The following is a 26,778-nucleotide window of genomic DNA, read 5'->3' on the forward strand; positions in this document are numbered from 1 at the left end:
GTAGATATCTGCAAGGCAAAAAACAAAACCGAAATCAAGCAATCACACCCACTATTTTTAGGATAATACTTTTCTGACCTGTTTTCTAAGTTTTCTAAGACAAGTAGCATTATCGATAGCGCGATCGCCCAAAATAAAGGTAGGATTTTCGATGGATTATTAACAACACTGTAACCGTCATGGATCACCCCAAAAACTTGGTGGGCTACTCACAGCCAGCCGAATGGCAACCTCACAGCGCCTGTTGGTTAGCCTTCCCCAGCCATCGCGACCTGTGGTTAGAAGATCTCGATATCGTCCAAACTGAGTTTGTCGCCCTCGCCAAAGCGATCGCCACATCCGAAAAGCTAGAAATACTGGTATTAGAAGAAACTACCACCTTAGCAAAAGAACTTCTCGGTGATTTACCTGTGAGATTCCATCAGATTCCCTTTGGAGACATCTGGATGCGCGATATCACCCCCATCTACATCAAAAATGCGAATGGAGAACTGGGTGCATTGCATTTTCAATGGAACGGCTGGGGTGGCAAATATCTACTCAAACATGACGATCGCGTAGCCGAGAATATTCTCCAAACACTAGACATTCCTAAATTTGAATTTGACTGGGTACTCGAAGGTGGTGCGATCGAAGTTGATGGCGAAGGAACTTGCCTTACTACTAAGCAATGTTTACTCAATCCCAATCGTAATCCGCACATGGATCAAGATGCAATCGAGTCTGGATTAAAAAATGCCTTAGGAGTAGAAAAGATTCTTTGGATCGATGAAGGACTGCTCAATGACCATACCGACGGACATATTGACACGATCGCACGTTTCATCGCACCACATACTGTCATGTGTATGCAACCAACCTCAGAGGACGATCCCAATTATCAAGTTCTCAATCATATTGCGGCACAATTAGAAGCAATGACCGATGCCAAGGGACGGAAATTGGATGTAGTTAAAGTCCCTTCTCCCAATCTCGTTCTTGATGAAGAAGACGAAATCATGCCCGCTAGTTATCTCAATTTCTATATCTCCAATGACAGCGTGATTATTCCCACCTACGGTTCTGCTAATGATGAATTAGCAGTAGCAGAAATCGCTAGGCATTTCCCAAATCGCAAAGCGATAGGGCTACCAGCAAAACATATTCTCCTAGGCGGTGGCGCATTCCATTGCATTACCTGTCATCAACCCAAATAGAAAATTCGGCGCTTCGCGCCGAATTTTCTATGATTTTCTTAAGAGCGCAATAACTATGTCATGGATAGAATTGAATCTAGATACCACTAATGAAGCCGTGGATTGGGTTTGCACATTACTCGCCAATGCGATCGCAGCCGAAGATATGCATATTAGCGAATATAGAGATCCTCCAGCTAAATGGACATTCACGATTCAAATGTACCTGCCTGAAGACACCCAAATCTATCAACGCATAGAGACAATCGCTTCTATCCTCAAGCCACTCCATCGCACAGGGCTAACTACTGAATTACAAACTTTTGTAGTTGATCGGAAGCCTCCTAAAATAGAACAGAATCTCGAAAATTCTTTAATTCGGCATATAGGCGATCGCTTTGTAATTCTATCTGCTGACTCCGATTATCAAACTAGCAATTCCCAAGAGATTGTTCTCCGCCTCCAAAATAGTCTCGCCTTTGGCAGTGGTCTCCATCCCGCTACCATCCTTAGTTTGCAACTAATAGAACGGTACACCCAGCCATCATTTTATGCCCTCGATCTTGGCTCAGGCTCAGGAATCTTAAGCGTGGCTCTAGCAAAACTTGGTGCAAACGTCTTAGCGATCGATAACGATCGCATTGCGGTATCCGCCACTCAAGACGCAGTGGAACGTAACCAAGTCTCGTCACAGGTCACAGTTACAGAAGCAAGTCTAGGCAGTGCTAGCCAATTAGGGCATTGGATGGGCGGTGATAGCATTGAGTCAGTCACCGAAATCAAGGCTAATGGACAGTTCGATCTAATCGTGGCAAATATTTTTGCGCGAGTGCATATTTCTCTCGCCGCCGAATTTTACAAAGCTTTACGCAATACTTCTACACATTCAGGAATCTTAATCACCGCAGGTTATACCAACGATCGCGAAGAAGATGTAACTTCAGCAATGATTGAGGCGGGTTTTAGAGTATGCGATCGCGCTCAAATTGACGAATGGATCGCGATCGCATATCACACTTTTTAGAAATATTATTGCTGGTTAATAAAATTTGAATGTAAAATTAGATTTTTGCAATACAGGTTTTAATAAGATCTGAAGTAAACATCAACTTAAAAGGCATCATGAACTATCTAAAAGTGTTACCAATCTTGAGTATTTTTGCCTTTCCTGCTATGGCTATGGCACAATATCCGATCATTTTTAATCATGTAAAATATATTTCTATTAGCCAAGATGCTTGTATCAGAAGAGCAGAGATAGCCGCCAAAGACTCTGGCTTTGATCGCAACTTTGAACCCCTTGCTAACGGAGCATTTGGAGTCAATGGCAACTACAGTGTATCAATACGCTGTGAAGCGAAACGAGGAGTTGTTTTCTTTGCTGTAGCGGGACCAAATAATCAAACCTCTAGTAACCTCGTTAAAAGGGTGCAAAAGGCTTTTTAAATCCTCTACTTCTCTAAATGATCGCAATATGTAGCAAATCAAAACAAAAAAAGAAAGGTGGCGCTTCGCGCCACCTTTCTTTTTTTGTTTTGATTTGTCCTAAGTAAAACTTGCATTGCTATATTTGATCGAGTTCAATTGTAATTGAACGTAACAATTGCCCAAACATGGCTCAATACAAAAGATAGACTAAAGACCGATAATAGTAATAAATTGAGCTAGTAGCGATCGCTACCAACTCAACTTATGTCTTGACGCTTACTAATACCAGTTTAAAAATAGTTGGCGCTATTTCTAAATTTTAAATCACACGGAGGAGTTGGAAAGTATATGGTGTATACCCCTTTGATTGGTTTCACTCTATTTGTCATCCTGTTTTTAGGAGCAGCATTTACTCTAAGTTATTTCTGGTGGGCCGATCGCTACAAAACTCCAGAAGTCATTGCCGCAGAAGTCATGCAGTTCTCAGAGCAATTTACCAGCGCTTTGTCAGTTTTTGCCGTTGGAATGCTCGCCTTTGGCATCATGCTAATATTCCTAAATTTTTCCATCAAATAAAAAAGGGGCGTGCAATGCACGCTCCTTTAAAACCCAAAGAGTATGAGGTGGCACTTTGCGACACCTCACGCTCTTTAGGTTTTAAAGCAATTTCCAATCAAACGAACCAAAAAAAATTTGCTTCGGATTTGAGCGCAACATGCTGTAATTATAAAAATCCTACGGCTCCGCCTAGCAAAATACTCATCAAAGCGATCGCCACAGGATGAATCACTAAAGCCCAAATACTCGGAATTTTAATCCCTTCACAAAGTGGAAATATTAAACGCGCGATCGCAGCATTAATCATCAAAAAGCAAATCACCCATAGGGGAATCCATCGCAAATTCAACCCTACTAATGCAATCCAAACAAAAATATTCGCGATCGCAACCAGCCCCACACCCTGCACCCATGCTTTTCCAGATTCAATTGGGTGATTAGGCGACATCCATACTAGCCCCATCCATGTTAAGGCTGCCAACAAACCGCAGGCGATCGCATCGAAAAAAAAGTGCATATATTTTTGCGTCTCGCGAGTAACTTCTCATTGCTAGCATTGTGTAGCGCTTTGCGCTACACAATGCTAGCAATTTTTATTCAATTCTGGCAGGAATACCCTGACGACGCAATTGCTCAATTCGTTGTTGAGCCGCATTAGCATCCCGATAAGAGCCAACTTGTACTTGTCCGTCACTAGGGCGCACATAAGCATCTCGCTCAACTTGCTGAGCACTTGCTGCATAGCTATTCTCAACAACTACACGATAGCTGCTACTTGGTGCGGGAGCCGTCGCAGAAGACGATGACAAAGGTGCAGCATACTTCACAGCCGTATTGCTACGCGGAGTAACATAAACAGTCGTCGGCGCAGGGTTTGTGTCATTACGACTTGTGTTTGTGGAAGTCGATTTAGCTGTACTTGGAGAACTATTGACTTTGCTAGTTGTAGGGCGAGGAGCAGGTGGATTATAAGAGGGCGCAGGAGCCGAATCGTAATTTCTGCTAGGAGCAGCATTATAGCTACGCTCTGCAGGTGCTGGGGCTAAAGCAGCAGGCAGTGGAGCAACTGAAATGGGCGGCAATGCAGTTGACGGCACTGTTCTCAAGGTTGTATTAGGAACAAAGGCGCTATTTGGAGCGAATAAACTTGATGCTTTTGTTGATGGTTTAGTTAATGGATTTTTGGTTGATACCGCAGGATTGGTTAACGATTTATTACTATTTGATAATGCAGATTTATCACCAGCAAATGGCACAAAAGATAATCCTGTATCATTGGCTTTTTGCTGCTGGTTTTGTAAATTAATATCACTACCTAAGTCTGAGTTTTTAACATCATTTTGGGCAGATTTTGGGCGTGATTCAGGTTTAAAAAGTTTCATCACCCCAGATGGATCGACCATCAAATAGCCGATCGCGGCACTAGAACAAAGCAACAATAATAGTGAAATAATCCCCACGGGATTCATTAAACTGCGTAGGGCACTTTTTTCGTTTGGTGCATTAGGAATCGGGTATGCAGACTCTTCCTCAACGTTTTCCTGAGAGGAATCTGCATAATCATTGGCAAAACTTTGCAAAATATCATCATCATCGGGTTCAGGTGCTCTTGCCATCGTCGGCGAAGTCAGCCCGCTTGCCTCACCATAGCCATTCATGTCTTGAGCATAGGGTAAATCTTGCTCAAAACCAGTGCCATTCAAACTTTCAAGGCTATGGAGAGTTTCTAGCCCTTTAAAGTTATGTAGCTCGGCTGCTGAAATATTAATCGATGGATTTGCTAGTAACCCTGTCCCCATTGGTGGCATTACAGGCATTTGGATTGTCCGCCGATCGCTAGTAGTTGGATCGGCGATTGGGGCAATCGGTGAGAGCGCGTCGGACAAACTTGGTGATGTCCAGATCGACTGAGTTGAGACAGCACGAGGTCGGAAAGGATTGAGGTATGAGATAGTTTGACCGTTGTCTTGCCAATGGCGATAACGATCTAGCTCGTCATTGAGGCTCGCATCCAAACCAGCCAACGCTGTTTGCAAGACTGAAGACTGAGCGATCGCAGGCAAAAAATCAGTCTCTGCGTCAGTACCCCTTGGGTTGTATGTTCTGGAAATAGTTGGAGAGATGGTGGGACTCAATGTTTGCATAATCTTTACCTCAGGCAGTAACGGCGGTTTGAGCTAGGTAAATGTCTCGGATATCTTCGGGAAGGGCATCTTCTAGAGCATGATAGGCCCTGACTAGAAGCTGTTTAACATCACTAGCAGAGATGTTTTCACCTTCAGCATGTAGGTAAGCTGCGATGCGCGTATGACTCCACTGAAAAGTTTGAGACAACAATAGTATCAGACGTAGGTTACCAGCCATTTGATTTAGCGCTTGATTAAGGTAGCACCAAAATACTGGCGGCGTATCTTTAAGTGAATATTGGATCTCTTCAACAGGTGGGACTTCAGCACGATTAATCATCATTGCCGCAATATTAATCAACCAACTCTGCAAGGATAGGCGAGGTGTATTCGCACGCAAGTCTAGCACTCGCATCTCGTGGTAGATATATTCCCAAGTTTTCACAAATAAGTAGTCTGATTGCACAGGCGATCTTGTTGCTGTACCAATTAAGGTATAAAGCACTTGTCCATAGCGACAAAAAATCGCCGCAAAAAACTGACCCTCTTCAGGATGTCTTTGAAATAGCGTCACGAGTTCGCGATCGCTCTTCTGGAAAAGCGCCTGAATCTTTGGGTGATGAATTTCGGGAAGGGGGGGAAGCTGCACGGTCACGGCTATTGCTAGCTCACTTTTTTAGTTTTCAAAATTGATGCACACATACTAGCAGCAAAGTATGATAATGCAACCCGTAGTTCGTACTAATTGTTTTTTAGCACCGCAATTACAGCGCTTTGCGCTCAAACCCAAACCAAGAAAATTTTTAAAAGTGTTGCTTTGCAACACTTTTAAAAATTTTCTTGGTTTGGGTTTAATTGGTAATTCCTGTAAATGAGAATAAGCGCTTCGTGTCTCTAGTTTTGGGCTTGGATTTTGGTATTCTAAAAGATAACTTCCGCCCCAAAATTATGGAATAGCTTGCTATGCTCACAAGTTTTGAAGGTTTATACCGTAACGGTCAAATCAAGATCGGCGATCTACCCACAGGTATCCCCGATGGCACAAGAGTTATCGTCACGTTCCTGAATTCAGGTGGGATTGATTTAGAATCCCTCGGCATTAATAAGGCAGATGCACAGATATTGCGATCCAGTTTACTGACCTTTGCTGAAGAGTGGGACAGCCCCGAAATGAGTATTTACGATAATTACGATGCTGTCAAAAAACGTTAAACGCGGAGACGTGGCTCTCGTGGTGTTTCCCAACTCAGATCTAATTACGGCAAAAACAAGACCCGCACTAATTGTCCAAGCTGATAATTTACAAACAGGACTTCCGCAAGTAGTAGTCGCGATGATCACTAGCCGCAGGATCAGGAGCATTCATCCCAGCCGTGTTTTGGTGCTATTAAACACGATCGCTGGCAAGCAATCAGGCTTACTCACAGACTCAGTAGTAATGACCGATAATCTGACAACCATAACTATTTCTTCGATTTACAATGTGATCGGTTCGCTACCAACCCCCGAAATTGATAAAGCATTGAAACACACTTTGGGAATATAGCCATGATTTATCGCAGTTTGGCTGACATTAATATTTACGATTCGCCAAAACTCGATCGCTTAGCAACGCAGATGGCAAAGGGTAGATATTTGCAGGTACTAGAATCTGAGCCAAATTCCCTCGAAATCCAATTACTTGAAGATGACTATACAGGGTTACTTGATCGTCAAGATTTTGAGAAATTAGAACTAAGCGATCGCCAAAGTTTTATAGATAATTTGCCGCAAGCTTTAAGTACTCAGGAAATAAGCGATCGTCTTACTCAGGTAATTGCTTTTATTCAAATAGCTATGGCAATACCAAATGAGTATTTGTGGGGCGGAACAGTTGCGCCAAATTATGATTGTTCAGGATTAATGCAAGCTGCTTTTGCCTCGGTTGGTATTTGGATACCTCGCGATGCCTATCAACAAGAAGCATTTGCAAAGCCCGTAAATATTGAAGAAATCCAAATCGGTGATTTAATATTTTTCGGCAATCCAACAAAAACAACCCATGTTGGCATCTACATCGGCAATAGTGAATATATTCACAGCTCAGGAAAAGAACATGGACATAATGGAATTGCAGTGAGTGAACTAGCAGGATTAGATCGAGTTTCCCAATGGTACGCTAATCAATTACGGGGCGTAGCTAGAATTACAACATGTTAAAGAACCAATTTTTTGTGGCGCGGCGGAGCCACAAAAAATTGGTTCTTATTAGAAAGGTCGGAACTCTCATTTGGGTTTTATGTCTTAACTAAAGGGGCGATCGCTATACTTAGAGAGCAGATATCAGGAGCAGGACTCATGTTGCAAATTCGACTTGGTTTAATGGCTGTGATGGCAAGCCTTTCATTTATTGGGTGTACTAATCAAGATGCCCCAAAAGCATCACTGTCACCTAATAATTCGACGACAACCACTACAACCACTACAACCACTTCCAAAACAGTCTCTCCATCTCCTGATGCAACTCCAGCCAACACAAAACCAACCTCTACATCTCCAAACACTTCTGCAAAAACGATCGCTGTTGGAGATATCAAAGAACTTGAAGGCGATATTATCTGTGGCAAAACCAAAGTGATTTATGCCTATGGGGAAACTTCCAACTATCGAGTTTATATTTGTGCCGATGCAAAGGAACCCGATCGCCCGCGATACTACATCAGCCGAAACAAAGATGGCAGTGGTGGTTTGAACTTAGAAGCGATGAATTATAACCCTCAGAAAGATGGGGTAATCGAGTTTAATAATGATGGATATATTTATACGCTCGAATCACCTACTACTCAAAATCCTGAGCCAGTATTAAGGGTGACTTTCCCCAATCAAAAATTAACTGAAGAGCAATTATTGCGCTATCTTACTCGCTCAAATCCATCTAAGTCCGCAACTAGTTCTCCTGCTGATCCATTGCAATATGTGCTGCAAAATCGCGAAACTTTAGGGGTTTGTAAGGATAACTTCCGTTCAGAAGATGGACAAAGCGGGATGGGGTCTAAAGCTTTCCAAATCACCGACAAAAAGTATTTGGTACAGATCAAGTGTTTCCTAGCTGCTTATCAAGGAAACTTTGAATATGTCTTATGGATTGACGAAGCTCCGAAACCTCGTGTAGTCCCTCTTGAATTTGATAGTTTCCAAGAGCCGAAAACAGGTGAAAAGCCACAACGGGTCACTTACAGGTCGATCGCAGGGCTGCCTAGATTTAATGTGCGATCGCAAACCATGACCAACTTTACCAAATTTCGAGGTGTTGGTGATTGTGGCTCATCGGCTCTTTATAAATTAGAAGGCGATCGCATGGTTTTACAAGAATATCGTGCTAAATATGCCTGCGATGGCAATTATGTCCAAGACTTTCCAATTATTTATCCATAAAATCAAAGATGGCGCAACGCCCATCTTTGAATGATCACCAAATGCGGCGCACCGCGCCACATTTGGGCTAGAAAAAAACAAAGATGGCGCGTTGCGCCATCTTTGTTTTTGGCAAATGCGGCACAGTGCGCCGCATTTGGGCTAGGGGAATTTATATCTAGCGGTCACAAGACGATGTATGCCACTGGTTGGATCTTCAATTGGTTTAAATTTGTAACCCTTAGCTGCTTCTCTAGCAATATCATCTAACTCAGGAATTCCACTTAAAATAAGAAGTACAGTATCCTCTTCGATTTTACCGTTAGGATCAACTAACCACATAAATGTGACTGTCCCACTTTTCCCAGAAGTATTTGCACGTTTTGGCGGAATCCATTCCACTCCTTTTTCTCGCCTACTGTTATCAAGATCGGATAGCAGTGCATCAGGAGGCGCAATTTCTGTAGTCCTAAGTAATTTCCTAGAAGTTAAATCAAGAATTTTCGGATTGGTTATATATGCAGTTGTAACATTGTCAATCGATTTTTCTCTGCGATCGCCATTGCCTCCTTGTGGGTTTGTTGCAACTTTATCAGGGGTTTTATTATTGCCATTATTTTTGTTTGGAGCTGTTCCATCCTTTCTTAGATTGCCATTCTTAAACTCAGGCTTGAGATTATCTGTTGGCTTCACAGGAGCAGTGTTATCGATCTGTCCAGATTGAGTAAAGCGCTGGGGCGGTTGATCCTTTGGTGGTGTAGGAGTTTGTGGTTTTACAAACTGTGGTGCATCAGTGTCATTACTTAATGGAGGAACTGAGTACGACTCTGTAACTGGTTGTAAACCCTCAAAACTACCAAGGTCATCTAAGTCTAATGTGGTTAGCGGGCTGCTAAACCTATCGGGAAATGTAGTCTGGGGCGAACCAGACTTAGGCATAGTTTTGACGAAGAAATTGTCTAAGAGCGATTTATTCGATTTTGAGTTAGTTGGTAATGGCTTGGGAGGTAGTTTAACAACTGGAAGGGTTGAGACTACGACTTCACGAAGCTCTTCTTTTTTGATTGGATTGGGCGCGACTAAAGCAAAGACAGTATGGATTCCGACAGAACCAACCACAAGCAACCAAAAAGGATGCTGCATGATTAGGTTACCTGCTTTATTCGCAAATTGAAGCATAGAATTCTTAGCCACAAATGTATGCACAGATTTAAACATAGAGTTATCCGCTTGACATACATTTAGCTTGCTTTTGGGTTCAGTCGGCAACATTGTTTTTTGTTCTTTTATGTAAGTATTTTGATTTTGATTTTGTAATTATTTATTAAGTATAAATTTACTAAGCAAAACACTTTAATCAAGATCGAGACGTGGCGATCGCCACCCGATTACCAGCAATGGCTCTTAATTCTGATAAGCGACTAATCACGATTTGATAAGACACTGTTGAGTCATCAGCACTAAGTACAACCATACCTCTCGTAGAGGAGTCTAAGAACCGAGTAATCTCCTGCGACAACTGCTGGGGCGGCATAGATTTTCCATCTTTTAACATTTGCCCCGCAGGATCAAGAGTAATTACAAAAACATCTTCTGGCTGAAGATCACCTGAATTTGAGTCGCCCTTGCTATTGCGATCGCTAATTGGCAAATCGATGCCAATCCGACTTGGCACAGTCAGGGCTGCTGATAACAGGATAAAAAAAGCCAAAATCGAAAATACCACATCCAAAAAAGCGGTTAGATTGATTTCGTCATTAGCCGTTGTTTGTTTTTTTTTGCGAATTTTCATAAATCAACTGCACTCATATCAATGTGACGAATCTAAAGCTAGATTGTTTCTTGGGGCTTAGTGTAATTTACTTCCACAACCGTATGGACATTTCCGCGAGGCGTAAAATCACCTTTGACATTAATTCTTAAGGGATCGCCTGCCTTCACAAAATCATCAAGAATTTGATTAACCGCTTCTTCGTGGGAAATAAAGCGATCGCGGTAGCTATTGATATATAGCTTTATCGCCTTGAGTTCTACCAATACGAGGTCAGGTGTATAGGTAATGTAAATTGTGGCAAAGTCGGGATATCCTGAAAATGGACATTTGCTAGTAAATTCAGGAAGAGTTATTTGGATTTTGTAATCTCTGCCGATTCGAGGATTCGGAAAAGTGGTGAGATTTACTTCTGCGATCGCTTGTTCGCCGTACTTAACAGTCATGTCTGCTCTGAGATAAAAAATAAAAAATAAATTGTGCAAGATTTGCTTTAGTCTTCTAGCGTAGCAAATTTAAACTCAAAAAAAGGAAGGACGCAAGGCGTCCTTCCTTTTTTTGAATAGCACTTAGCGCCCTCTTCTGAAGTTTGGCTTAATTTTTTTTGACATCATGGGGTTGGATTACACCATAGCCGCCATGATTTCGTTCATAGACAACGTTGATTTCCCCAGTATCGGCGTTGCGAAAAACATAGAAGTCATGATCGATTAACTCTAGCCGTTCAAGAGCCTCTTCGACTGACAGTGCAGGCATGGCAAAGTACTTGTTTCGCACAACCTGACTTGGCAATTCAACCACACGATTGTCATTTGGCAATGGTATAGGCGGCTGCTCAACCACGGCAACACTGGTTTTTGCAGCAGCGCGATCGCTCTTGCGCTCCTTGAATTTCCGCAACTTGCGGGCAATTTTGTCAGCAACTAGGTCAATACTTGCATACAAATTCTCGCTCTTTTCCTCGGCGCGGATCACAGATCCATTTGCGTACACTGTTACTTCAGCCGATTGGCTAGAAGCAATGCGAGGGTTACGAGCCACAGATAGATGGACATCTACCTCTGTGGTTAATGCTTGGAAATGGCTCACCGCTTTGTCGATCTTTTGCTCGACGTACTCGCGGATGGCTTCCGTGACTTCAATATTCTTGCCTTGAATTACAAGTTTCATCTCTATGACCTCGCTTCTGAGTTCCAAATCAGCTAAAAAATTTGAAACGCGCAATCTTGTTTTTAATTACCCCACTGCGCCGAATAGCTGATTTGGCTATGAGATCACCATAACACTTTGCTGGTGTCAGCAACCCAACTTTGATGCACTTCTTAATGTAGACTTAACAACCGATTTTGGCATTTTTATCGCCTATAGTGCTAGAAATCCCAAATTTGTAAGGTTGCGCCCCGCAGGGGCGCAACCTTACAAATTTGGGTAATTTATTTTGCATAAATACTTACAAAAAACAGTGGCGATCGCAATCTGTAGGAATAACAGCAAACAAGGTTGCTTGTTATCACTTACGATTGGGTTTATGCATCTAAGCTATCCAGAAAAAGCAAAGTGAGGTTCGTATGAGTTCGGCTGTGGAACTGTGGCAACGTTATCAAGACTGGCTGTACTACCATTCAGAGTTGGGGCTGTACGTGGATATCAGTCGGATCAGGTTTACGCCAGACTTTGTGACACAGATACTACCTAAGTTTGTCAGGGCTTTTGCCGACATGAAAGCTCTAGAGTTAGGCGCGATCGCCAATCCTGACGAACAGCGGATGGTTGGGCATTATTGGCTGCGATCCCCTGAAATCGCTCCTACTGAAGAATTGCGGAAAGATATTACAGAGACTCTTGATCGCATTGAAGATTTTACAAAGAAGGTGCATACGGGGATCATCCATCCACCAAGTGCACCAAAGTTTACAGATATTCTTTCGATTGGCATTGGTGGATCGGCTTTAGGTCCACAATTTGTTGCCCAATGTTTTGCTAAAGCCGATGTGCCCCTCAAAATCAGTTTTATGGATAACTCCGATCCCGATGGGATCGACTTAGTGCTCGACCTATTAAGCGATCGCCTTAGTACAACATTAGTCTTGGTAATTTCCAAGTCTGGCGGTACTCCTGAAGCAGCCAATGGCATGAAAGAAGCCGAGTTTGCTTTTAAACAAGCAGGTTTAGATTTTGCGAAACAGGCGATCGCGATTACAGGAGTCGGTAGTGCGTTGGAGAAATATGCGATCGCTGGTGGTTGGCTCGATCAATTCCCCATGTATGACTGGATTGGTGGCAGAACCTCAGAACTTTCGGCGGTCGGCTTATTACCTGCAGCCCTTCAAGGCATTGATATTCGCGAAATGCTGCGTGGTGCAAGTTTGATGGATGCCGCTACCCGTATTGAGGATATTCACCAAAACCCTGCGGCTCTTCTGGCGATGTCATGGTACTTTACAGGCAACGGTAAGGGCGAAAAAGATATGGTGGTTTTGCCCTATAAGGATCGACTTCTGTTGTTTAGTCGCTATCTGCAACAACTGGTAATGGAATCTCTCGGTAAAGAGAAAGATCTTGATGGTAATACTGTCTATCAAGGGATCGCAGTCTATGGGAACAAAGGCTCTACCGATCAACATGCTTACGTACAGCAGCTGCGCGAAGGTGTCCCTAACTTCTTTGCAACTTTTATCGAAGTTTTACTGGACTCGGCAAAGCCACATCCCGAAGTCGAAGAAGGTGTTGTCACAGGTGATTATTTACTAGGGTTTCTCCAAGGTACTCGCAGTGCTCTATACGAAAATGGTAGAGACTCCATCACGGTCACGATCCCGTTTGTTTCTGAACTTACGATTGGCGCATTAATTGCTCTGTATGAGCGTGCTGTGAGTTTTTATGCTTCGTTAGTAAACATCAACGCTTACCATCAACCTGGAGTTGAGGCTGGTAAAAAAGCTGGTGCAAAAGTACTTGCTTTGCAAATGAAACTTGTTGAAGCATTGAAAACTTCAAATGTCTCTCTCTCTCTGGAAGAAATTGCCATCAAAATCGATGCTTTAGATGAAATTGAGTCTTTGTACCACATTGCTCGTCATCTTCATGCCAATTGCAAAATTCTATTTGAGGGAGATTTATCTAAGCCTAAAACATTGAAAATGATGTTGATTTTGTAATTTAATCCTAAAATAAGGGCGGCTCTTTGCGCCGCTTTTGTTTTAAGGTTAAGCATCATTAGAAATAGCTAAAAATTAAAAAATACTATTTCTTAAATTTTTTAATTATCATTACTATTTTTACAAAATAATCTGCAAGAATATGATTTCTTACGTTTTATCCAGTTACAGAGGTTAAATGTGAAGAAAATTTTACTTTTCTTTAGCGAACTCAATAATAGTGACCTTGACTGGCTCGTCCAGAAAGGAAAAAGCGAGACAATTGCCCCCGATCGCCTACTGATTCGAGAAGGTCAGGTCAGTGAAGCTTTATATATCGTTGTGAGTGGATCGTTTAGTGTTGCTATTGAGTCTCAAGATCATAAAGAACTTGCCAGAATTTCTGAAGGAGAAATTCTGGGTGAAGTCTCATTTATTGACAGTAGACCCCCTCTGGCTAGTGTGCGATCGCTAGAAGAAAGCGTCGTATTATCAATACCAAGAGTTCAACTCTTATCGAAACTTCAACAGGATATAAATTTTGCATCGCGATTTTATCGTGCCATCTGCCTTTGCCTTTCCGATCGCCTGCGCGGTACTGTTAGTCGGCTTGGGTATGGTTACGATATTGACAACTTAGAATCACATTTTGGTGGATTTGGTCAGTCTATGTTAGGCAACTTAGAACTAGCCGAAGCCAAGTTTAACTGGTTAATCAAAAATGTTCGCAAAGCTTAATAGATGAAGAGAGCAAATCTTGATTGCCGCACAGGTTGACGGTATCAAGATTTGATCGACAACAATCATTTTAAAGAACATGAAAAATGGTAGCACCGAGCATCGCTTCGACAACTGCGGCAATAACTAGCCCTGTCCAAAATCTTCCTGTGCTTTTACTAAATCCCAACGCATTATCCTCACGACTTGCTGTAAAAAACATTGACCAAGCTTGAGTTTCACTTAAACGGGCAAACTGATTAAAGTCTTCGCGAAAGGCGATTGGGGTAAAAAGATTTTTGCCATTAAAGTCAAATTTGGTTTCCATTGTGTCCTCTGAAGAAGTTACTTGATGTTCGATGTAGTTATCTTAACAATTGTTTACAATTAAGGGCAATATCTCTTAGGTGTGCTTTCCATTTACTCTTTAGACATAGAAAAGGCGGCACTTTGTGCCGCCTTTTCTATGTCTAAAGAGTAAATGGAAAGAGTCTATTCTTTAATTTGCTTCGATTCGCATTAAAACTTGACCATACTCAACTGGTTGAGTATTTTCCACTAGAATTTCTACGATTTTGCCAGAAGCCTCTGATTCGATCTCATTCATTAACTTCATTGCTTCGATGATGCAAACTGTGTGACCTTTTTTGACTGTATCTCCAATCTCGATAAATGGAGATTCGTCAGGACCTGGAGAGCGATAAAAAGTACCAACCATAGGCGATGTAATTTCGATCAGCTTTTTGGTAGGAAGAGAATCAGCGATCGTGGTGGTATGTGCCACAGTGCTTGTTGCATTGTTCTCGATCGCTGTTGATGACATTGCGGAGACAACGGCAGCTGTTGGCATAGTCGCAGGTGCAGCATATCTATTTTCGCTTTTACGGATACTCAGACGGACATCGCCTGATTCTAGAGTCAGTTCGGTAATATCAGTCTTATTTAGAATCGTGACTAGTTCACGTACTTGCTCTAAGCTAAATTCCACCTAATTTTCACGCCCCAAATACGTGTCTTCACGAGTATCAATTTTGATGCGATCGCCAATATTCACAAATAGAGGAACATTGATTGACGCGCCAGTTTCCATCTTCGCGGATTTGCTACCGCCCGTTGCTGTGTCACCCTTTAAGCCGGGATCGGTTTCGATCACTTCGAGGACAACAGTGTTGGGCAATTCAACTTCAATGATTCTTTCACCCCAGCGCACAACATTGACTTCCATGCCTTCTTTGATGTACTTGACGCGAGTACCAATCTGGGCAGTAGTTAACGTCGCTTCATCAAAGCTCTGCATATCCATAAAGACATAATCATCGCCTTCTTTATAGGTGTGCTGCATTGAGCTTTTTTCTAGAACAGCCTGAGGGAGTGTCTCGCCAGCCCTAAAGGTCTTTTCTAGGGTTTTACCTGTCATGGCGCTTTTTAGAGTCGTGCGAACGAATGCGGAACCTTTGCCGGGCTTCACGTGTAAAAATTCAACTACACGCCAGACTTCGCCGTCAAGTTCAATTGTTACACCGGGTCGAAAATCGTTACTAGAGATCATTGCAGGTTGAGTAATAGCCAGTGACAATTTTAGCCTAGTGATGTAACCTTTGCGACAAAAAATATTAAAACCAATATAAAAGCAGGTAGGACGCATCTGCAATTCTCAATTATCGAAATTGTTTTTGTAATGAGAATAGCTAGGGACACATTGTAGCTCTCCTACTTTTATGGCAATTGTTATAGAATTGAGTTTTTATAGGAGCGATCGCCCCATGTCAGTAAAAAAGCAGTTTGGTAGTTTTGACGAATTGTTGGAAAGTTCAGAATTGCCTGTACTTGTGGACTTTTATGCACCTTGGTGTGGTCCTTGTCAGCTTATGACAGGGATTTTGGACAAGGTTAGTGAAAAGATGAAAGATAAAGTTCAGATTGTAAAGATCAATACTGACAACTACCCCGATCTAGCCTCACAATATAAGGTTTATGCTTTGCCAACATTAGTTTTGTTTAAGGATGGAGCGCCTGTTGATCGGGTTGAGGGGGTAATTCAAGCCGATCAATTATGCGATCGCATAGCAATTCACGCCTAATCCAAAAAAAAGAACCCTTGCTGGTGTTTTTTTGTCCTAAAGAGTTAATAATGAGCCGCGCTTCGCGCGGCTCATTATTAACTCTCAAAAGCGCATTTTTGATTTAGACAAGACAATCTGTGAGCTTTGCTAGTAGTTCTTCACGGTGCAAATTACGACCAATGATTACTAGTTGATTATTTAAAGATTTGCCGCGATCGTCAGTTTTGAGTTCATAACGTTTACCACTGAGTTGAAAGACATAGCGACTGTCGATATTGGCGAACCATAAAATACCTTTGGCGCGGAAAACATCGATTGGTAATTGCTTGTCCAGAAAGTTTTGAAACTTATCAAGCTCAAAGGCGCGATCGCTTTGAAATGAAATTGAGATAAATCCGTCGTTTTCTAGGTGATTAGAATGGTGATGATGATCATGGTCGTGATGATCGTGTTGGCAATTGGCATCATGGCTGTGTTCATGGGCATGAGCGTGGTCGTGGTGGGCGTGATCGTCATGCTCGTGATGATCAGCCTGTTGACTAGACTCTTTGGTAGCAGCGATCGCTGATTGGTCGATCTGAATATCCAGAATTAGCGGTAATGGGACAACTCCTAAATGCGATCGCAAAATTCTGGCTTTAGTCTTGGTTTTGTGAATGTAAGTTTCTAGTTCTTGTAGCTTTTCTTCGGGAACTAGATCGGTTTTATTAAGAATAATAATATCGCCATACATGATTTGGGCATAAGCAGCATCACTATTGAAATGGTCAGATGTAAACGATTCAGAGTCAACAACAGTCAAAATCGAATCAAGACGAGTTAAATGCTGTAGCTCAGTGCCTAAGAATGTTAAGGCGATCGGTAAAGGATCGGCTACGCCAGTAGTTTCGACAATCATGTAATCAATGCGATCGCCTTTTTCAAGCACACTATAAACAGCATCAACTAGCCCATCATTGATGGTGCAGCAAATACAGCCATTGCTAAGTTCCATCATATTTTCATCGACAGAAACCAATAATTGACTATCGATGTTGATATCGCCAAACTCATTTACTAAAACCGCAACCTTCAAATCCTGCTGGTTTTGTAAAATGTGATTGAGTAAGGTGGTCTTACCGCTGCCTAAAAAGCCTGTAATGATCGTAACTGGCATCCCGCGTTTGGGGACATCTACATCAATAAAATCTGGTGTAATTTCTTGTTTAACAATGCGATCGGAAGTGAGCATGGACTTTAGGCAAGAATAACTTTGATTATCATTTTAGCCGATCATCACATAGCTCATCAAAACCGATTTTGGAGATTTTAGAGCCTGCGGCTCTAAAATCTCCAAAATCGGTTTTATAATTGAATTACTGAAGTAAAGACAATCTGTCACCATCAAAAAAATACTAGAGGCATTGCTTCGCTCTGCCTCTAGTATTTTTTTTGATAGAGTATAAGTCTCATTGTGAAGATTTTCAGCATCGTAATCGCTAAAAATATCAAAATCCATTTTGAAAACTAGAATTGCTGGAATGCCCAGCATTTATCTTTACTTTCTAAGTTTTATGTCCTAATTTTACTAAAGATAGCTTTATCATTGCGGATCATCATGTCAGTTCCTGAAGCTCGTATTACCTTTAGCCTAGACAATATCCTAGCCGCCTTAGAATCACGTCTAGAATTGGAAGAAGCAATCAATAAGTTGCCACTAACTCAAGCATTAGAAAAATGTTTGGCATTTGCACAGGCTAATAACTCCATTGAGCTTTCTGAGTTCATCAAACAAGAACTTTATGGTTATGGTAGCCAAACCCCTAGCTATCGATATCTTCAATTGAGCTATTTCGATACTGGTGGACAGTTTATCAATGGATTAAATCAATACAGCATTTACCCTGTAGTTACAGGAGTTTGTAAATTAGAACTACATCTAAAAAATGGATTAACATTGATTTTGCCAAAACAAATTTTGACGTTTTTGTCGCAAGTATCGGGTCAAGAGGTTGATACTGGTCATGTTTCAGCAACCTTAATCAAAAATCTTTTAGAGACTGTTCGCAAAGAAACTATTCATAGAGTTATCGCTGTTGCCACTTAGCCTCAAAACCAAAGTCCAAAAAGAGCAATCACCAGCGTATCTGGTGATTGCTCTTTTTGGACTTTGGTTTTGGTTAAATCCATTCCAACTTAAGCGCTGGCATCAGTCTTTGCAAGTTTTTTAAGGATTTCCCCTGCCAAGGTATACTTTCAGAGCCTTGCACAGTAATCTTAATTGTTTCTTTTTGGCGAACTTTGATCACGAATTTAGATAGGACATTAATACCTGAACTATTCAAAAATTCTAACTGACAAAGATTTAAGGTGATCTTTTTTGGGTTTTGTGCAATTACATCCTCTAAAACCTGCACAATTGGCGCATATTCTTCTGTCCCTGCTAAACGTAGAGATCCTTCGCAATAGATAACTGTATCTGATTGTTCATACCAGACCCGATAGTCATCTCCTTTAACTTCCATTATTTAAATTCTCCTGACAAAAAATTTGATTCATATTTTCTAAAAACTTCACTAGGGATTAACCTAATAACTTTGTTGAATAATTTGCTACAGGGGCAACTGCACCATTGTTGTCACCATTGTGGCTGGCTTATTAGAAATCTGTTCAAACTTCCATCCTAGAACTGCATCATAGTCCATGATCATGGTCAAATAGCCAAGCCCAGAACTTTCGGATTCGCCATTGTCAACGCTTTTTTCAACTTGATTAATATACATTTCACCCACATCATCAGTGGTAATTTGCTGCAAGTAGTTCTGAAAATTAGCGATCGCTTCTTGGTGAACACTATTTTTTGATACAAATATTAGGCGATCGCTAAATAGATGCACTTCTAGATTGACTGGTTGTCCTGCACTTTTATCACTATATTTCATTGCATTCTCTAGCAATTCATTCGCGACAAAGCTAACTGCATGGCGTACTTCAGTTTGTTTGTTTAAAGCCGCACTAGTGTCACCAGGGAAAAAGTTCTTGACATAATCTCCAAGGAAATCAGCCGAAAGCCCATTGGTCTTCCAACGTAGTTGGATTGGTAAAGATGATGGAGAAAATCCTAGAACCAAAAACTCGCTTCTTTCGGAAAAATTTTCTGTGAATTCTCCAAAGACTTGCGCCATAGTTAACGCCATTTTTTAATATTTGTAGTTGTTTAGGATTTCTTAAGTGGTATGCAATATCTTACAAAAGCTTAACAAATCTATGATTTCTTTTACTACGTTTAGGGACGCGATGCAACCTGTTAAATTACATAAATATTAGAGTTTGTCTTCGGAAAACTCTAGTATTTATGTAATTTAGTACCACGATAAATCCTATGTCTGCTCAAATTCACAACTCACAAGATCTCAGCGATCGCCCTGCTTCAGAGGAATGGTTTATTTGTAAACGTGATACGGGTCATTGCGAGATCGTCAAAAGCGATCGTAGCGAAGAAATTGCAAATTCCGTGGAAACTTGGGGTGCTTTTGCCTCTCAGGGTGAAGCGATCGCCAAACGAGTCGGACTAATCCGCGCTGGAAAATGCAACCCGCAATAAATTAGAGTCAGCACTTGGTGCTGACTCTAATTTATTGCGGGTTGCCCCGCTTTTAGCAGCAATTCTCATTATAAAAATTGGTTTTGTTGAGCCTTTGGCGGGGATCAGTAACAAGTAGCCATGAGGCGCTACTATAATACGGGACTACATTCTGTGGGAATTTTTACGTCATGATATCCGTTTCCGCTCGATTTGAAGAACTGCGAGCTAAAGGGCAAGCCGCGCTGATTCCATTTATTACGGCTGGCGATCCTAACATAGAGACAACAGCAAAAGCTTTGCGGGTCCTAGATCAAAACGGCGCGGACATGATCGAGCTTGGTGTCCCTTACTCAGATCCATTGGCAGACGGCCCCGTAATTCAAGCCGCAGCAACAAGAGCTTTACGAAATGGGACAACACTGGAAAAAGTTTTAGATGTTGTACGAACCGTTGCACCAGAACTGCGATCTCCAATTATTTTGTTCACTTACTACAACCCAATTTTGAATATGGGTGTAGAAAAGTTTTTGCAAACAATTTATAAAGCAGGGGTTCGTGGTTTAGTCGTTCCCGATTTACCTCTGGAAGAATCTCATGTTTTGTTAGAACCTGCTCAAAAAGCAGGGATTGAAGTGATTTTGTTAATTGCTCCTACTAGCCCACCCGATCGCGTAGCCGCGATCGCCGAGAAATCACAAGGCTTTATCTATGTAGTCAGTGCTACAGGTGTTACAGGCGTGCGTACCGAAGTTGCGAAGGGAGTAAAAACGATGATCGAGCAACTGAGAGTGATTACGGACAAACCGATCGCCGTTGGGTTTGGCATCTCACAGCCTGAACATGCTAAGCAGGTAATCGACTGGAATGCGGATGGAGCGATCGTTGGGAGTGCGATGGTAAGAAAACTTGCAGAACCTGATGGTGGCTTACATGCGATCGCTGAACTTTGCAAAACTCTCAAGCAATCTATTAGTAGAGATTAGGGGCTGGCGACCAATTTTGTTGTGGCGCGGATTCGCCACGCCACAACAAAATTGGTCATTATCCTTAGGGCTTAAAGATTAGGAAGTAGGTATTTAAGGCTTATGAATATTTTGATTGGTGTGGGTATTGCGATCGCGGTTTTGGCTGGTCTAGTTTTGCTGCTGTGGTTATTGTTTGAGTGGCAATACACGACCCGCCAAGGCAACTTACTAGAGTTTGATAGCGGGCTGTGGCAATTTTTGACCTACGAGCCAGAACACTATCGTATTGAGTTATTGCTCACAGCAACCAACAAAACTCGTAATCTCGATGTGTTTCTAGTTGAAGTCGATCCTGTGATCTCGATGTTGTCTAGCGATAGTCTTGATGGCATTAATAGCAAAGTCGAGTTGCGATCGCGTCATCCAAATTCTGCTAGTCGCAACGATAATTATTGGGAGTCTTATATTGTTACTCCTAATCACAGTACAGGTGTTGAGATTCAGATTGACCTGAGTGGCAAAAACTTAGAAGAACTAAAGACTGTATGGGTACGTGTTCATTACACTATCTATGGGCCAGCTGGACGCGAAGAAAAAGTTAAACATTGCATTATTCCCTTACAGTTTCCTGATGCAAATCAAAGAGAACGTTGGCGACCCACGCCTGATGCAGATGTATTGCCCATTCGCACGCACATTTTATCGGCGGGAGATAGTCCAGTCGAGGTGATGCAGCGCTATGTGATGAGTCATGCACAAGCTGGTGATATCGTCACGATCGCGGAAACGCCAATCGCAATTATGCAAGGAAATTTTTATCACCCCAGTGACATTAAGCCTAAGTGGTTAGCTAAACGTCTCTGCTATTACTTTAAAAGCACTTCTAGTCTCGCCACTGCTTGCGGTTTACAATCCTTGATTAACGAGTCGGGCGCATTGCGAGTTGCTTTTGCTTTTATTGTCGGTGCTTTAGCTAAGGCATTTTTGCGAGTACCTGGGGTGTTTTATATGCTGGCTGGCGATCAGGCAAGACTGATTGATGATGTGACGGGGACTTTGCCTCCCTATGACCAGTTTATTGTCCTAGGTCCGAAAAACCCTCAAGCAGTAGTTGATGAAATCAAGGCAGGAACAGGGCTAGAAGCCGCGATCGTGGATGTCAACGATTTACGCCGTGTCAAGGTGTTAGCCGCGACTTCAGGGGTATCTGAGAAACTTCTTAATCAAGCTCTATTAATGAATCCAGCGGGGAATGCTGCCGAGCAAACTCCAATAGTTTTGATTCGCCCCAATAGTGGAGCATAACTTTCCCTAAGACGATTAAGAGCGCTAAAATGAATTAAAGCAAGGTTTAAAGGTTTAACTGAAGCATATGCAATTTATTAACCCTAAAACTGATTTTGCATTCAAAAAGATATTTGGCTCAGAACAAAGCCATGATGTTTTGATAAGTTTTCTCAACGCCATTCTCTACAATGGCGAGAACACGATTAGGCAGTTAACAATCCTTAATCCTTATTTAGCTCCGCGCATTCGAGGTGTTAAAGATACTTATTTAGATGTCAAAGCTACACTCGATAATGAGACCAAAGTGATTATCGAAATGCAGGTCTTGAATATCGAAGGTTTTGAGAAACGTATTCTCTATAACGCTGCGAAAACTTATTCTATTCAACTGGGTGTTGGGGACGACTATACAATGCTCAACCCTGTGATTGCACTGACGATTACAGATTTTGAGATGTTTCCAGAAATCAATCAGTTAACCTCTTGCTTTATTTTAAAAGAGAAAGACTTTCTGATTAACTATCCCATTTATGATCTAGAGCTAGTATTTGTCGAGTTACCAAAGTTTCATAAAACTATTGACGATCTCGAAACCCTAGCTGATAAATGGGCGTTGCACAAATGAAAGATGAATCAAGAAAATGAAGGAATCGATTTGTACTTAAGATAGTGAATTAACAGACGAATTGAATACCTCAACATTTCTTCCGATTTTGAATAGCATAAAGTTTTTCTGTGCAATCTGGCTAAATAATGTCTCAGTCTAGTATTTTCACCCTCAACTCTAGTCATATAGGTTTTGCTGATAATTTGATCCTCCGAGTTGATAAACATTTTGTAGACACAGTAGCCATCAGTAACCCAGAAATAGCATTGCCACACCTTAATCAATGTCCACAAGTTTTCAAAGGTTTGGCTACTCCTATCTCCTAATACCCAAGCCAATATGCCTTGACTAAAATGATTCACCGCAGTCCATAGCCAAATCAAGTTTTTTTTGACCCAACAAAAGTCTGGAGTTCATCTAATTCACCAACTTCAGGAATAGTTTCAATGGGGGGATGTTCTGGTAATTGCTTTGCTGCCTCCTTAACCCAGTTGATGACTGAGTTGTGACTAACATCGGTACATCTCTCAATTTGTCTAAATCCCATGCCGTTGCAGTACATTTTTAGGCATATTCTTTTGACATCTTGCGAATATCCAATCACTGAGTAGTTATCAATGAACTGACGACCGCAATCAGCACAAATATGATTTTGTTTGTCTCCTCGTTTCCCATTTTTACGAATATGTGTTGAACCACACTTTGGACATTTCATTGTTTTTCATTGCTTAAACTCGTTATCTTTATATTTACTCATTCATCCTTCATTTGTGCAATGCCATTTTGTTTAAAAATGGCTAAAGCTTGCTGATAGAAGTCAGCGGCTTTTGAGAACTGACTAAGGCTCATTTGAGAATTGCCTAGATTGCCAAGTGATAGCCCTTCCCCATCGCGATCGCCATTGCTCTGATTAATTGCTAGAGCCTGTTGATATAGCTCGATCGCCTTCTGGACTTGTCCTAAATTGCGATAGATAGTGCCGAGATTATTGAATGCTGTTGCTTCACCACTGACATTGCCAAGTTGTTTGGATATGGCTAAGGATTGCTGATGGAAGTCAATCGCTTTAGGATAGTCACCCAAACTACCATAAGCACTACCAATATTGTTCAGCGACTTGCCAAGCCCTTCGCGATCGCCGATTTTTTTAAAGATGTCTATAGATTGCTGGTTAAAGTCAATTGACTTCTTGAAATTGCCCAGATAGTTGTAGGTATTAGCCAAGTTGCCGAATAACTTTGCTTCACCTTGTTGGTCGCCTTCTTGCCTTTTCAAAACTAAGGCTTGCTGATAAAATTCAATCGCCCTTTGGTACTGACCTAAACTGTTATAGCCATTCCCAATCCCAATCAGTGAATTTCCTTCGCCATTAAGATCTTTAAACTGTTTTGCAAGCATCAAGGAGCGTTGGTAAAAACCAATTGCTTTAGCATACTGTCCCACGATCATATTGGTAGTTCCCAAATCGTTTAGCAAACTCCTTTCACTGTTGCGATCGCCGAGTTTGCGGACAACGGCTAAGGCAAGAGTATACGCATCAATTGATTGCTGATACTGTCCTAAACTGCGGTAAACATCGCCAAGATCACTGAGAGCATAGCCCTCTGATTGTGCGTTGCCGATTTGTCTAAAAAGGGCTAGAGCTTGCTGATAGGAGTCAACGGCTTTTTGGTACTGCCCTAGATTTCTATAGGCACTGCCCAGATCGCCAAGCACAGTACTTTCCTCATTGCGATCGCCTAATTGCTTCACAATCACCAAAGCTTGCTGATAGATATCAATCGCTTTTTGATATTGTTTCAGCTTGCGATAAGCATTGCCCAGATAACTGAGCGAAGTTACTTCACTCTTCTTGTCTCCGAGTTGTTGCCTAATTGCTAAGGCATCCTGAAAGAAATCGATCGCTTTCTCAAACTGCCCTTGATTGTAATATACAACGCCAATGTTACTGAGCGAAGTACTTTCACCTTTGCGATCGCCAATTTGCTTTTTGATGATTAAGGATTGTTGATGGAACTCAATCGCCTTTTGATACTGCTTTTGCCTGAAGTAGGTTAGCCCAATATTATTGAGCATCACGGACTCGGCACTGCGATCTTTAAGCTCACGATAAATTTGAAGTGCTTGTTCGTAGGTTGCCAAGGCTTCAGAGTAATTCTTAGCTTGAGTTAGTTGACTACCTTGAGTTGCGAGTCGATCTGCCTCAGCTTGGCGATTTGAGGATACTTGGGCGATCGCTGTTTCGCTCACCGCATTCTGGACGGGCAAACCCATTAACAAAGTCAAAATCGCAATACTAAAAATCTTACGCATAAAAAACCCTCTGCTTACTTACCCTTGTTTAACGCTGCTTCAATCCGACCGATCCGCACAGCATAGTTTTCTACTCCGCGACCACTGCGATCTCTTCGTCCTATGGCATGAAGCCCGATAATTTGATAAACTCCATCAATCTTACTAATCAAAGCCGAGCCAGAAGCTCCTGGATTAGTATCACAGTCATGCACTAGCATTCCATCGCGCTCTCCCAGCACACTGCACTTTAAATGGACTCCTGCGGTGTAACCCTTGCCCGCTGAAAATTCAGAGCCACTATAGGCTTTAGGATCGGGATAGTCGCCTGAATAGCCTGCCACAGCCAGACGATTCTTATATCTCTGTAGCAATGCTACTGGAACCGTTCTCCACCTGAGAAAACCATACTTCTCACCCAAGGGCTTATCCAATTCTAAAATCGCCCAATCATCTGCCGATCGCCAATTAGGTTTACTCGTGCCTGCCAAGATATTGCGCACCGAAGCAACATCATTTTTTGTTCGCAATCGTCCATTGATTAAATTCGGCAAAAAGAAGATGTTGGGGAATAGCTTCCCACTCTCATCGTATACACAGTGAGCATTAGTGATCACCAGCGACTTCCCAATCAAAGTTCCCGTACAGGAATATTCTTTCTTGTCTTTGCCGATCATCACGATCTTGCCCACCGTTGACCAAGGATACTCACGACTCATCATCGGTATGCGTTGATCCTCTCCAATGATCGCTCGATTGCTCCCCATCGGTGATTCTGACTCTTGCAACTTTTTGGGGATAAAGCCATCAAGACTAGTCCCAATTTCCTTGAGGCTATCGATTTGTTTAGGGGCAATTTCTTGTTTGGGCTGAAAATCCAAGAGGGATTGGGCTTTAACGGGCGCAATGATTGGACTAGACATGTAAGCGATCGCGATGCTAAATCCAAACAAAACGTTCAAAGTTTTATATTTCATTGCTTTACAAATCCATTTAGCTAAATTTTACTATTACTCAGTCTAAGACTACTTACAGGAAAATGAATCAACGTTACAAATTTTGCAACAGCAAGGTACTTACAGTCCATTCCCGATCGCAAAGAAAGCCGACCAATAATTAGGATGGTTGAACTCTTTGGAGCGAATTAGCGAAACTTGCGCTCTGTGTAAAGCTTCAGTAACATTAACGTCACCTTTCTGGAACTCTCTATAAAAAGCTGCCATGAGAGCCTGTGTGCCAGCATCATCGACTTTCCAGAGCGAGGCGATCGCATTTTTTGCACCTGCTTTCTGGACTTGATAGCCAAATCCCAATATTTCTACTCCATCACCAAGCTTACCAACTCCAGTCTCACAAGCACTCAACATAATCAAATCTATATTTGGAATCTGCCACTCAGAGATTTCATTGAGCTTGATTTTGTCGCCATTGCCAAAAATGATGAATGAATTGTCGGGTGTACCTGTGTTAAACGAGGCATGAGTAGCAAGATGAAGAATATTGTGATTTTTGAATTGAGATTCGATCGCTTGGCGGCTAAACTTCTCTTCGGTGAGCGTTACTGAGTTTGTGAATGAATTTGCGATCGCTTGGACTTCTGTAAGCGTGGCAGGTAGTGCATTTTGTCCAAACTTTTTCTCGCCTGCTTTACCGCCAAATGCTCCTGCGAGGATGTTGGGTTGAGTTTTTAGATT

At 41.9% G+C, this 26,778-nt stretch carries 33 protein-coding genes and 1 pseudogene; 16 read left to right on the top strand and 18 right to left on the bottom strand.

The window, feature by feature from the left end; translation table 11 throughout:
• Positions 1-179: 179 nt before the first annotated feature.
• From APA_RS22770 to APA_RS22785, 4 genes are all read left to right on the top strand, one after another.
• A complete protein-coding gene (locus tag APA_RS22770; protein ID WP_201324510.1) occupies positions 180-1,196 on the top strand; it encodes an agmatine deiminase family protein in 1,017 nt (338 codons plus the stop codon).
• 55 nt (positions 1,197-1,251) lie between these two features.
• Complete coding sequence (locus APA_RS22775; RefSeq protein ID WP_201324511.1) at positions 1,252-2,199, top strand: 50S ribosomal protein L11 methyltransferase; 948 nt, start codon at positions 1,252-1,254, stop codon at positions 2,197-2,199.
• A 98-nt stretch (positions 2,200-2,297) separates the two neighbouring features.
• Positions 2,298-2,621 carry a hypothetical protein gene (locus tag APA_RS22780; protein WP_201324512.1) on the top strand — a complete coding sequence of 108 codons (324 nt, stop codon included), beginning with the start codon at positions 2,298-2,300 and terminating at the stop codon, positions 2,619-2,621.
• 330 nt (positions 2,622-2,951) lie between these two features.
• Positions 2,952-3,179 (top strand): hypothetical protein, encoded by a 228-nt coding sequence (locus tag APA_RS22785; protein ID WP_103666518.1) that lies wholly within the window; start codon positions 2,952-2,954, stop codon positions 3,177-3,179.
• A 148-nt stretch (positions 3,180-3,327) separates the two neighbouring features.
• Here the strand turns inward: APA_RS22785 and APA_RS22790 are convergent, their stop codons facing one another.
• The 3 genes from APA_RS22790 to APA_RS22800 all read right to left on the bottom strand — a co-directional run bounded on the left by APA_RS22790 (position 3,328) and on the right by APA_RS22800 (position 5,936).
• Complete coding sequence (locus APA_RS22790) at positions 3,328-3,678, bottom strand: hypothetical protein (RefSeq protein WP_201324513.1); 351 nt, start codon at positions 3,676-3,678, stop codon at positions 3,328-3,330.
• Positions 3,679-3,754: 76 nt separating this feature from the next.
• Positions 3,755-5,305 (bottom strand): SPOR domain-containing protein, encoded by a 1,551-nt coding sequence (locus APA_RS22795; RefSeq protein ID WP_201324514.1) that lies wholly within the window; start codon positions 5,303-5,305, stop codon positions 3,755-3,757.
• Between the two features lie 10 nt (positions 5,306-5,315).
• The gene (locus APA_RS22800) at positions 5,316-5,936 is read right to left on the bottom strand and encodes an RNA polymerase sigma factor (protein WP_201324541.1); all 621 of its coding nucleotides are present in this window, start codon (positions 5,934-5,936) and stop codon (positions 5,316-5,318) included.
• Positions 5,937-6,250: 314 nt separating this feature from the next.
• Here APA_RS22800 and APA_RS22805 point away from each other — a divergent pair, with 314 nt between their 5' ends.
• The 4 genes from APA_RS22805 (at position 6,251) to APA_RS22820 (ending at position 8,701) form a co-directional block, all read left to right on the top strand.
• Complete coding sequence (locus APA_RS22805; RefSeq protein WP_201324515.1) at positions 6,251-6,499, top strand: hypothetical protein; 249 nt, start codon at positions 6,251-6,253, stop codon at positions 6,497-6,499.
• Positions 6,480-6,833, top strand: coding sequence for a type II toxin-antitoxin system PemK/MazF family toxin (locus APA_RS22810; protein WP_201324516.1), 354 nt, complete (start codon positions 6,480-6,482; stop codon positions 6,831-6,833). The genes APA_RS22805 and APA_RS22810 overlap by 20 nt, the downstream gene beginning before the upstream one ends.
• Before the next feature lie 2 nt (positions 6,834-6,835).
• On the top strand, positions 6,836-7,486 hold the full coding sequence (locus tag APA_RS22815; protein ID WP_201324517.1) for a C40 family peptidase: 651 nt from the start codon (positions 6,836-6,838) through the stop codon (positions 7,484-7,486).
• Positions 7,487-7,624: 138 nt separating this feature from the next.
• The gene (locus tag APA_RS22820; RefSeq protein ID WP_201324518.1) at positions 7,625-8,701 is read left to right on the top strand and encodes a DUF1176 domain-containing protein; all 1,077 of its coding nucleotides are present in this window, start codon (positions 7,625-7,627) and stop codon (positions 8,699-8,701) included.
• 141 nt (positions 8,702-8,842) lie between these two features.
• Here APA_RS22820 and APA_RS22825 read toward each other — a convergent pair whose 3' ends face one another.
• The 4 genes from APA_RS22825 to hpf all read right to left on the bottom strand — a co-directional run bounded on the left by APA_RS22825 (position 8,843) and on the right by hpf (position 11,621).
• Positions 8,843-9,952, bottom strand: a complete 1,110-nt coding sequence (locus tag APA_RS22825; RefSeq protein WP_201324519.1) for a TonB family protein — start codon at positions 9,950-9,952, stop codon at positions 8,843-8,845.
• 85 nt (positions 9,953-10,037) lie between these two features.
• Complete coding sequence (locus APA_RS22830; protein WP_201324520.1) at positions 10,038-10,472, bottom strand: biopolymer transporter ExbD; 435 nt, start codon at positions 10,470-10,472, stop codon at positions 10,038-10,040.
• Positions 10,473-10,510: 38 nt separating this feature from the next.
• Positions 10,511-10,897, bottom strand: coding sequence for a preQ(1) synthase (gene queF, locus APA_RS22835; RefSeq protein WP_201324521.1), 387 nt, complete (start codon positions 10,895-10,897; stop codon positions 10,511-10,513).
• A 148-nt stretch (positions 10,898-11,045) separates the two neighbouring features.
• Positions 11,046-11,621: a ribosome hibernation-promoting factor, HPF/YfiA family gene (gene hpf / locus APA_RS22840; protein WP_201324522.1), complete on the bottom strand. Its 576-nt coding sequence runs from the start codon at positions 11,619-11,621 to the stop codon at positions 11,046-11,048.
• A 398-nt stretch (positions 11,622-12,019) separates the two neighbouring features.
• Between hpf and APA_RS22845 the strand changes: the two genes are divergently transcribed.
• Entirely contained in the window at positions 12,020-13,609 is a 1,590-nt protein-coding gene (locus APA_RS22845; protein ID WP_201324523.1) for a glucose-6-phosphate isomerase, read from the top strand.
• A gap of 180 nt (positions 13,610-13,789) precedes the next feature.
• On the top strand, positions 13,790-14,326 hold the full coding sequence (locus APA_RS22850) for a cyclic nucleotide-binding domain-containing protein (RefSeq protein WP_201324524.1): 537 nt from the start codon (positions 13,790-13,792) through the stop codon (positions 14,324-14,326).
• 70 nt (positions 14,327-14,396) lie between these two features.
• Here the strand turns inward: APA_RS22850 and APA_RS22855 are convergent, their stop codons facing one another.
• From APA_RS22855 to efp, 3 genes are all read right to left on the bottom strand, one after another.
• Positions 14,397-14,633 carry a hypothetical protein gene (locus APA_RS22855; protein WP_201324525.1) on the bottom strand — a complete coding sequence of 79 codons (237 nt, stop codon included), beginning with the start codon at positions 14,631-14,633 and terminating at the stop codon, positions 14,397-14,399.
• Between the two features lie 171 nt (positions 14,634-14,804).
• Entirely contained in the window at positions 14,805-15,293 is a 489-nt protein-coding gene (accB, locus tag APA_RS22860) for an acetyl-CoA carboxylase biotin carboxyl carrier protein (protein ID WP_201324526.1), read from the bottom strand.
• On the bottom strand, positions 15,294-15,854 hold the full coding sequence (gene efp, locus APA_RS22865; RefSeq protein WP_201324542.1) for an elongation factor P: 561 nt from the start codon (positions 15,852-15,854) through the stop codon (positions 15,294-15,296).
• Positions 15,855-16,068: 214 nt separating this feature from the next.
• Between efp and trxA the strand changes: the two genes are divergently transcribed.
• On the top strand, positions 16,069-16,386 hold the full coding sequence (gene trxA / locus APA_RS22870; protein ID WP_201324543.1) for a thioredoxin: 318 nt from the start codon (positions 16,069-16,071) through the stop codon (positions 16,384-16,386).
• A gap of 103 nt (positions 16,387-16,489) precedes the next feature.
• Here trxA and APA_RS22875 read toward each other — a convergent pair whose 3' ends face one another.
• Both APA_RS22875 and APA_RS22880 read right to left on the bottom strand, forming a co-directional pair.
• Entirely contained in the window at positions 16,490-17,599 is a 1,110-nt protein-coding gene (locus APA_RS22875; RefSeq protein WP_201324527.1) for a GTP-binding protein, read from the bottom strand.
• A 33-nt stretch (positions 17,600-17,632) separates the two neighbouring features.
• A complete protein-coding gene (locus APA_RS22880; protein WP_201324528.1) occupies positions 17,633-17,899 on the bottom strand; it encodes a hypothetical protein in 267 nt (88 codons plus the stop codon).
• Positions 17,900-17,965: 66 nt separating this feature from the next.
• Between APA_RS22880 and APA_RS22885 the strand changes: the two genes are divergently transcribed.
• On the top strand, positions 17,966-18,454 hold the full coding sequence (locus tag APA_RS22885; RefSeq protein WP_201324529.1) for a hypothetical protein: 489 nt from the start codon (positions 17,966-17,968) through the stop codon (positions 18,452-18,454).
• Positions 18,455-18,527: 73 nt separating this feature from the next.
• Here APA_RS22885 and APA_RS22890 read toward each other — a convergent pair whose 3' ends face one another.
• A complete protein-coding gene (locus APA_RS22890; protein ID WP_201324530.1) occupies positions 18,528-18,872 on the bottom strand; it encodes a hypothetical protein in 345 nt (114 codons plus the stop codon).
• Between the two features lie 87 nt (positions 18,873-18,959).
• Positions 18,960-19,532 (bottom strand): DUF6272 family protein, encoded by a 573-nt coding sequence (locus tag APA_RS22895; protein ID WP_201324531.1) that lies wholly within the window; start codon positions 19,530-19,532, stop codon positions 18,960-18,962.
• A gap of 197 nt (positions 19,533-19,729) precedes the next feature.
• On the opposite strand from APA_RS22895, the gene APA_RS22900 reads away from it, so the two are divergent.
• The 4 genes and pseudogenes from APA_RS22900 to APA_RS22915 form a co-directional block, all read left to right on the top strand.
• Complete coding sequence (locus APA_RS22900) at positions 19,730-19,951, top strand: DDE transposase family protein (RefSeq protein WP_236579992.1); 222 nt, start codon at positions 19,730-19,732, stop codon at positions 19,949-19,951.
• Positions 19,952-20,121: 170 nt separating this feature from the next.
• Positions 20,122-20,916: a tryptophan synthase subunit alpha gene (gene trpA / locus APA_RS22905; protein ID WP_201324532.1), complete on the top strand. Its 795-nt coding sequence runs from the start codon at positions 20,122-20,124 to the stop codon at positions 20,914-20,916.
• Positions 20,917-21,018: 102 nt separating this feature from the next.
• On the top strand, positions 21,019-22,203 hold the full coding sequence (locus APA_RS22910) for a F420-0:Gamma-glutamyl ligase (RefSeq protein WP_201324533.1): 1,185 nt from the start codon (positions 21,019-21,021) through the stop codon (positions 22,201-22,203).
• Between the two features lie 67 nt (positions 22,204-22,270).
• A pseudogene (locus tag APA_RS22915) lies at positions 22,271-22,795 on the top strand (Rpn family recombination-promoting nuclease/putative transposase); the annotation flags it as partial.
• Positions 22,796-22,818: 23 nt separating this feature from the next.
• Here the strand turns inward: APA_RS22915 and APA_RS22920 are convergent.
• The 4 genes from APA_RS22920 to APA_RS22935 all read right to left on the bottom strand — a co-directional run.
• Positions 22,819-23,507 (bottom strand): IS1 family transposase gene (locus tag APA_RS22920; RefSeq protein WP_201322838.1). Its coding sequence is split into 2 segments (ribosomal slippage): positions 22,819-23,172 and positions 23,175-23,507, totalling 687 coding nucleotides; the frame shifts between segments, so codons are not numbered across the junction.
• A gap of 38 nt (positions 23,508-23,545) precedes the next feature.
• Positions 23,546-25,105 carry a tetratricopeptide repeat protein gene (locus APA_RS22925; protein WP_201324534.1) on the bottom strand — a complete coding sequence of 520 codons (1,560 nt, stop codon included), beginning with the start codon at positions 25,103-25,105 and terminating at the stop codon, positions 23,546-23,548.
• A 14-nt stretch (positions 25,106-25,119) separates the two neighbouring features.
• Positions 25,120-26,061, bottom strand: coding sequence for a serine protease (locus APA_RS22930; protein ID WP_201324535.1), 942 nt, complete (start codon positions 26,059-26,061; stop codon positions 25,120-25,122).
• A 99-nt stretch (positions 26,062-26,160) separates the two neighbouring features.
• Positions 26,161-26,778, bottom strand: a 618-nt coding sequence (locus APA_RS22935) for a CHAT domain-containing protein (protein ID WP_201324536.1), incomplete at its 5' end; no start/stop codon positions are given.

It is taken from the genome of Pseudanabaena sp. lw0831 (assembly GCF_016584665.1).
Taxonomy (GTDB): Bacteria; Cyanobacteriota; Cyanobacteriia; order Pseudanabaenales; family Pseudanabaenaceae; genus Pseudanabaena.